Source organism: Arthrobacter sp. Y3223166, from assembly GCF_059090935.1.
In genome coordinates, this window is the sequence record NZ_JBNHGE010000026.1 from 39,070 (window position 1) to 45,358 (window position 6,289).

Consider the following 6,289-nt stretch of genomic DNA (forward strand, 5'->3'; position numbering starts at 1 on the left):
CCAGCCTAGGGCCAGGAATGTAGGCTACGTGCCCCGCGCACCGCCAGGAACGGTGGCCGGATCTGAAAAGATGGAGATTATGACTATCACTGCTGCCGCCGATGGCTCCGCGCTCGGCAACCCCGGACCCGCTGGCTGGGCCTGGTACATCGACGACACCGCGTGGGCTGCCGGGGGCTGGCCACACGGCACCAACAACCAGGGCGAGCTGATGGCTGTGCTGGACCTGTTCCGGGCCACTGCGCACCTGCCGCAGGAACACCTGCGCGTGTTGTGTGACAGCCAGTACGTGATCAACTGCGTGACCAAGTGGATGCCGGGTTGGAAGCGGCGGGGCTGGAAGAAGGCCGACGGCAAGCCAGTGCTGAACGTCGACCTGCTCAAAGACATCGACGCCGCGATCAAGGGCCGCAGCTACGAGTTCGAGTGGGTGAAGGGCCACGCCGGACACAGGCTGAACGAAGCCGCCGACGAACGCGCCCGAGCGGTGGCCCTGGCCTTCCAGAACGGCACCGGCGCACCGGCCGGCCCGGGCTTTCCCGGTGGACCGGGAACCTCCGGCAGCGCCGTCATCGGATCGGGGCCGGCTGCCGCCGCCCGCCCGGGAAACACCCCGGCTGCCGCCGCCCGCCCGGGGAACACCCCGGCTGCCGCCGCCCGCCCGGGAAATACCCCGGCTGCCCGGCCGGCTGCCGCAGTCGTGCCGGAACCCGATCTTTTTTCCGAGTTGGAAGACTTCGCCGACCCGGCCGCTGTCGGGGACGCCGCGGAAGAGCTGGTGGTGCGGCTCGAGAAGGAGCTGCTCAGCCCCGTCGTCCGGGCTGACTACGGGCGCCTGGCCGTGCTGCTGCACCCCGACTTCGCCGAGATTGGCGAAGCAGGCCGGATGTGGACGCGGGACGCGATGATCAGCGAACTCCAGGAAAGCCCGGAGCTGGACGCGTCCATGGAGGTCTTCGCCGTCGAACGGCTGGGAGAAGACAGCATCTTGCTGACCTACCGGAGCATCCGCCGCGACGGTTCGGCCCTGCGCAGTTCGCTCTGGCTGCGCGATGGCGGGCGGTGGCGCCTGCGGTTCCACCAGGGCACCCCCGAGCAGGACTGAACGCCCGGCCGCACACCCGGCGGCGCCGCGGCCAAACCTTGCGGCCTCGCACCGGCCCCGCCCGGACGAAGGTCAGGCCAGGAACATCCGGGCGTTGGCCTCCTCGGCCTGCGAGTACTGCTGGGAGGCGTGGGACAGCGCCGCGTTGATGCTGGCCAAGGATTCCTCCACCTTCAGCTGGGTGGCCCGCCAGTCCGTGATCAGCTGCTGAAAGTTCGTCGCCGCCGAACCGGTCCACAGCGACTCCAATTCGCGCAGCCCGGACTGCATCGTGTTCACCTCCGCCTGCAGCCGACCGATGGTGCCCTGCACGGCGAGGCTCTTGGCGGCCAGAGCCTCGCTGTCTACCTGGAATACGGCCATGGTGTCCTCCGCTCGTGGATGAAGCTGTCCGACACGGTTCAGGCTAGGCAGCGGCGGAAGACGCCGCGAGACCCGAACCGACGGATGTGGAAAACCCCCAAGCGCGGGACGGGCCCGCGGTCACCCGAGGTCGAAGGCGCCGTCCTCGTCCGCCGGCGGGTGATACGGGATCCGGATGGACATGGTTGCCCCGCCGCCCGGGGTTTCAGCCAGCCTGACGCTTCCGTCGTGCTGGGCCACCAGGGCCGCGACGATGGCCAGGCCGAGCCCGGTGCCTCCGGTTTCGCGATCGCGGGAGGTGTCCGCCCGGTAGAAACGTTCGAACACCCGCGCGGCCTCGTCTTCGGAGATGCCCGGTCCGTGGTCGCGGATCTCCAGGACGGAATCCAGGCGGTCGTCGCTTCCCGGCTGGACGCCGACGGCGATCTCCAGCGGTGAGCCGTCGGGTGTGTAGCGCAGGGCGTTCGTGACCAGGTTGGCGACCACCTGGCGCAGCCGGGCCTCGTCGCCCACGATCGGGGCGGGCCGCGGCGCCCCGCCGTCGAGCCCCACGACCGTAATGGCGCGGTTGGGGGCGCTGGCCCGTGCGTCCAACGCCGCATCATTGCCGAGCATGAGGAGATCCAGCGGCCTGGTTTCGAGCGGACGCTGTTCGTCCACCCGTGCCAGGGTCAGCAGGTCTTCCACGAGCTGGCCCATGCGCTTGGCTTCGCTCTCGATCCGGCCCATGGCCGCACCGACGTCGTCGGGCGTCTGCAGCGCGCCGTGCCGGTACAGCTCGGAGAAGCCGCGGATGGTGACCAGCGGGGTGCGCAGCTCGTGTGAGGCATCCTGGACGAAGCGCCGCATTCGCTGTTCGGACGCGGTCCGGGACGCGAAGGCGGTTTCGATGTGCGCGAGCATGGCGTTCAGGGAACTGGACAGCCGGCCCACTTCGGTCGCCGGGTTCAGCACGTCGACGCGGCGGGAGAGGTCCCCGGCGGCAATGGCCGCTGCCGTTTTCTCCACCCGCGCCAAGGGCCGGAAGGAACGGGTGACGGCCAGCCACACGATGCCGATAGCGGCCACCGTGGCCGAGACGGCGATCAGAAGCGTGCTGGCCGCAACCTTGTCGAAGGTGCTGTTCACCTCGCTGTAGCTCACCGCCACCGCGACGGAGCCGGAATCGTTCTGGAGGGGCGTGACCCACACACGCCAGCCCTGGCTGTCCCGTTCGGTGCCGGCAACGTGGAACCCCCGGCCTTCGAGTGCCTGGGCCCGGTCGGGGGTGATGTCCCGCAGGTCCGGGCGGTCACCCGTGGGGTTGGTGTCAAGCGTGAGCTCGCCGCTGCGGGTGAACAAGGCGCCGTAATACCTCGACGAGTAGGACATTCCGGTGGGGGCCGTCGCCTCACGGACCAGGAAGGACGAGATGGACTGGCGGTTCTTGAGCAGGTCCTCGTCGAGCTGCCTCACCAGCGTGTCGTGAAGCTGGGTCAGGATCAGCGCCGAGGTCAGGGACAGGGTGGCGACCATGAGCACGCCCATGATCAGCACCAGCTGCGACCGCAGGGATGCTGACTTCCATCGATCCAGCATGGATCAGCGGCGGTCGGCCGTGCGCAGCAGGTACCCCACGCCGCGCTTGGTCTGGATCAGCGGCGGAGTATCCGGATTCGTGTCGATCTTCCGGCGCAGGTAGGAGATGTAGGACTCGACAATCGAGGCGTCGCCGTTGAAGTCGTACTCCCAGACATGGTCCAGGATCTGCGCCTTGGAGAGCACGCGGTTGGGGTTCAGCATCAGGTAGCGCAGCAGCTTGAACTCGGTGGGGGAGAGGTCGATGACGTCGCCGCCCCGGCGCACCTCGTGCGCGTCGTCGTCGAGCTCCAGGTCGTCCACCTGGATGATCGCGTCGTCTTCCAGCAGCGGCCGGGTGCGGCGGAGCACGGCGCGGATCCGGGCCACCACTTCGTCCAGGCTGAACGGCTTGGTCACGTAGTCGTCGCCGCCGACCGTCAGGCCGGTGACCTTGTCTTCGGTTTCGTCGCGGGCGGTGAGGAAGACCACGGGGAAATGCCGGCCGGAGGCCCGCAGCTTGCGGGTGACGGTGAACCCGTCCATGTCCGGCAGCATTACGTCCAGCACGGCCAGATCCGGTAAATGCTCTTCGGCGGCGTCCAGGGCCTCGCGGCCGTTGGCCGCAGCCACTACCTCGAATCCTGCGAACCGCAGCGAGGTGGACAGCAGTTCCCGGATGTTCGGCTCGTCGTCGACGACCAGCAGTTTGGCTTCGGGCTCAGGCTTTTTCACCCTTTCAGTGTGCTCCCGGTTTCTGGGAGTTTGCTGAGTGAATGCTGCGCGTGTAGGGCGGCCCGGATGCCCCATGCCCGGCCGGGGCAAATGGGTCGTTTGCCCGATGCTGCCACACCTGTCGGCGGCGGATTCTTGATTCGTCGGCGAAAAAGTCCGGCACAAGCCGAAAGGGAAATCATGCAGTCAGCAGTATTGGCCCGCGAATCTGAAGCAACGGATCTTTACGAGGCGGTTGAGGAGTTCGACGGTTCCCGAACCTTGGACCTCCGGCAGTTGCTCCGCGACACGGCGAGGGCGCTGAGCGCGGCGGCGGGCACCGCACGCCGAAGCCTTGCCCGTCGCCGCATGGACCGGCGCCGCTGGGCGGTTGATTACCAGCGGCTGGAGGAAGTCCGCGAAGAGGCCTTCCTCCAGTTGTACCGAAACGGCGGGCTGCGCTGAGGCCGGCGGCAGCGCGCGCGTCGGACCGGCCTACGGCTGCAGCACGTCGTTGGCGTCCTTGATGGTGTAGGCGTAGCCCTGCTCGGCCAGGAAGCGCTGGCGTTTGGCCGCGAAGTCCTGGTCCAGCGTGTCCCGCGCCACCACCGTGTAGAACCGGGCGGCCCGGCCGTCCGACTTCGGGCGCAGGAGCCGGCCCAGGCGCTGGGCTTCTTCCTGACGCGAGCCGAACGAACCGGACACCTGGATGGCCACGGTGGCTTCGGGCAGGTCGATGGAGAAGTTGGCGACCTTGGAGACGACCAGCGTTTGCAGTTCGCCGCGGCGGAACGCGTCGAACAGCCGCTGCCGTTCCTTCACCGACGTCTCGCCCTTGATCACCGGCGCATCCAGGTGCGCGGCAATCTCATCCAGTTGGTCGATGTACTGCCCGATCACCAGGAGCTGCTCGCCCCGGTGCGCCCGCACCAAGGCATCGACCACGGGGGTCTTGGTCGGCGACGTTGCGCACAGCCGGTACTTGTCGCCGTCGTCGGCCATGGCGTAGGCCACCCGCTCGTCCCGCGGCAGGTCCACCCGGACTTCGACGCAGTCGGCGGGGGCGATGTAGCCCTGTGCCTCGATGTCCTTCCACGGCGCGTCGTAGCGCTTCGGGCCGATCAGCGAGAACACCTCGCCCTCGCGGCCGTCCTCGCGCACCAGCGTGGCGGTCAGCCCCAGCCGCCGCCGCGCCTGCAGGTCAGCGGTCATCCGGAACATCGGGGCCGGGAGCAGGTGCACCTCGTCGTAGATGATCAGACCCCAGTCGTTGGCATCCAGGAGCTCCAGATGCGGGTGCAGCCCGCCGCGGCGCATGGTCAGCACCTGGTAGGTGGCGATGGTGACCGGCCGGACCTCCTTGACCGAACCGGAGTATTCACCCACCTCCTCCGCGGTCAGGGAGGTCCGGCGGACCAGTTCGTCCTTCCACTGCCGCGCGGAGACGGTGTTGGTCACCAGCACCAGGGTGGTGGTGGAGCTGGTGGCCATCGCGGCCGCGCCGACCAGCGTCTTGCCGGCCCCGCACGGCAGGACGACGACGCCGGAACCGCCGGCCCAGAAATTCTCCACGGCCAGGCGCTGGTACGGCCGCAGCTGCCAGCCGCCGGGTTCCGCGGATTCGGCCAGCGCGATCGGATGCGGCGTGCCGTCGACGTAGCCGGCCAGGTCCTCCGCGGGCCAGCCCAGCTTGAGCAGCAGTTGCTTGAGCTGGCCGCGCTGGGAGGAGTGCACCACGGTGGTCTCGGCATCGATCCGCGGACCCAGCAGCGGCTGGATCTTCTTGGCGTGCATGACCTCTTCGAGCACGGGGTAGTCGGTGGTGCGCAGCACGAGGCCATGCTGCGGGTCCTTCTCCAGCCGCAGCCGCCCGTAGCGGGACATGGTGTCCTCGATGTCCACGAGCAACGCGTGCGGCACCGGGAAGCGCGAGTAGTTCAGCAGCGTGTCCAGCACCTGTTCGGCGTCCAGCCCGGCGGCGCGCGCGTTCCACAGCCCCAGCGGAGTGATCCGGTAGGAATGCATGTGCTCCGGCGCGCGCTCCAGTTCGGCGAACGCGGCGATGGCGTGCCGGGCCTCGGTGGCCTGTATGTGGTCCACTTCCAGCAGGATGGTCTTGTCGCTCTGGACGATCAGGGGTCCGTTGGCCATTCAGCTGCCCTCCACTAGTTCAATGTCCATGACGCGGTGGATGGAGACGGTGCGCTCGCTGTCACGGTCGGGGTCGAAAACCCGCACCCGCCCGCCGCTGACGGACAACGGGAGCATCACCTGGCGCCGGTGGTTGCCGTCCGGGTCCACGATGCCGATCCGCACCTTCTGTTTCAACCGGACCGCGGTGCGCAGCGTTTCCAGCGCCAGCAGCGGCCCGGCCTCGGCGGCCGGCCGGGCGGGAACGCCGCTGCGCCGCAGCATCGCCAGCTGCGCATCCGTGTCTTCGGCGCTGAGTTCCCAAGGGTTCGTCCTCACCGGGAACGACGACGGCGCCCGGCCGGCCTGCGCCGCGCCGGAACCATCGGCCGGGGTGCTGTCGGCGGAAGTGCGGCCGCC

General features: G+C 68.8%; 6 protein-coding genes and 1 pseudogene. 2 read left to right on the forward strand and 5 right to left on the reverse strand.

Going from position 1 to position 6,289, the window contains the following annotated elements; all coding sequences use genetic code 11:
- Positions 1 to 79: 79 nt before the first annotated feature.
- Positions 80 to 1,105, forward strand: a complete 1,026-nt coding sequence (locus AC5RUH_RS11990; protein WP_494128684.1) for an RNase H family protein — start codon at positions 80 to 82, stop codon at positions 1,103 to 1,105.
- 72 nt (positions 1,106 to 1,177) lie between these two features.
- Here the strand turns inward: AC5RUH_RS11990 and AC5RUH_RS11995 are convergent, their stop codons facing one another.
- The 3 genes from AC5RUH_RS11995 to AC5RUH_RS12005 form a co-directional block, all read right to left on the reverse strand.
- Positions 1,178 to 1,468 (reverse strand): WXG100 family type VII secretion target, encoded by a 291-nt coding sequence (locus AC5RUH_RS11995; protein ID WP_494001778.1) that lies wholly within the window; start codon positions 1,466 to 1,468, stop codon positions 1,178 to 1,180.
- 120 nt (positions 1,469 to 1,588) lie between these two features.
- Positions 1,589 to 3,046 (reverse strand): sensor histidine kinase, encoded by a 1,458-nt coding sequence (locus AC5RUH_RS12000; RefSeq protein ID WP_494026299.1) that lies wholly within the window; start codon positions 3,044 to 3,046, stop codon positions 1,589 to 1,591.
- Between the two features lie 3 nt (positions 3,047 to 3,049).
- Positions 3,050 to 3,760 carry a response regulator transcription factor gene (locus tag AC5RUH_RS12005; protein WP_494001776.1) on the reverse strand — a complete coding sequence of 237 codons (711 nt, stop codon included), beginning with the start codon at positions 3,758 to 3,760 and terminating at the stop codon, positions 3,050 to 3,052.
- A 180-nt stretch (positions 3,761 to 3,940) separates the two neighbouring features.
- Between AC5RUH_RS12005 and AC5RUH_RS12010 the strand changes: the two genes are divergently transcribed.
- Positions 3,941 to 4,204 carry a hypothetical protein gene (locus AC5RUH_RS12010; RefSeq protein ID WP_494109705.1) on the forward strand — a complete coding sequence of 88 codons (264 nt, stop codon included), beginning with the start codon at positions 3,941 to 3,943 and terminating at the stop codon, positions 4,202 to 4,204.
- Positions 4,205 to 4,234: 30 nt separating this feature from the next.
- Here the strand turns inward: AC5RUH_RS12010 and AC5RUH_RS12015 are convergent, their stop codons facing one another.
- Both AC5RUH_RS12015 and AC5RUH_RS12020 read right to left on the reverse strand, forming a co-directional pair.
- Positions 4,235 to 5,890 carry a DNA repair helicase XPB gene (locus AC5RUH_RS12015; RefSeq protein WP_494128685.1) on the reverse strand — a complete coding sequence of 552 codons (1,656 nt, stop codon included), beginning with the start codon at positions 5,888 to 5,890 and terminating at the stop codon, positions 4,235 to 4,237.
- Positions 5,891 to 6,289 (reverse strand): annotated as a pseudogene (locus tag AC5RUH_RS12020) (helicase-associated domain-containing protein); the annotation flags it as partial.

Excerpts from the sequence above, each read along its gene's own strand:
- AC5RUH_RS11990 (WP_494128684.1), top strand. The coding sequence starts at position 80 with ATGACTATCACTGCTGCCGCCGATGGCTCCGCGCTCGGCAACCCCGGA.
- AC5RUH_RS12015 (WP_494128685.1), bottom strand. The coding sequence starts at position 5,890 with ATGGCCAACGGACCCCTGATCGTCCAGAGCGACAAGACCATCCTGCTG.
- AC5RUH_RS12000 (WP_494026299.1), bottom strand. The coding sequence starts at position 3,046 with ATGCTGGATCGATGGAAGTCAGCATCCCTGCGGTCGCAGCTGGTGCTG.
- AC5RUH_RS11995 (WP_494001778.1), bottom strand. The coding sequence starts at position 1,468 with ATGGCCGTATTCCAGGTAGACAGCGAGGCTCTGGCCGCCAAGAGCCTC.
- AC5RUH_RS12010 (WP_494109705.1), top strand. The coding sequence starts at position 3,941 with ATGCAGTCAGCAGTATTGGCCCGCGAATCTGAAGCAACGGATCTTTAC.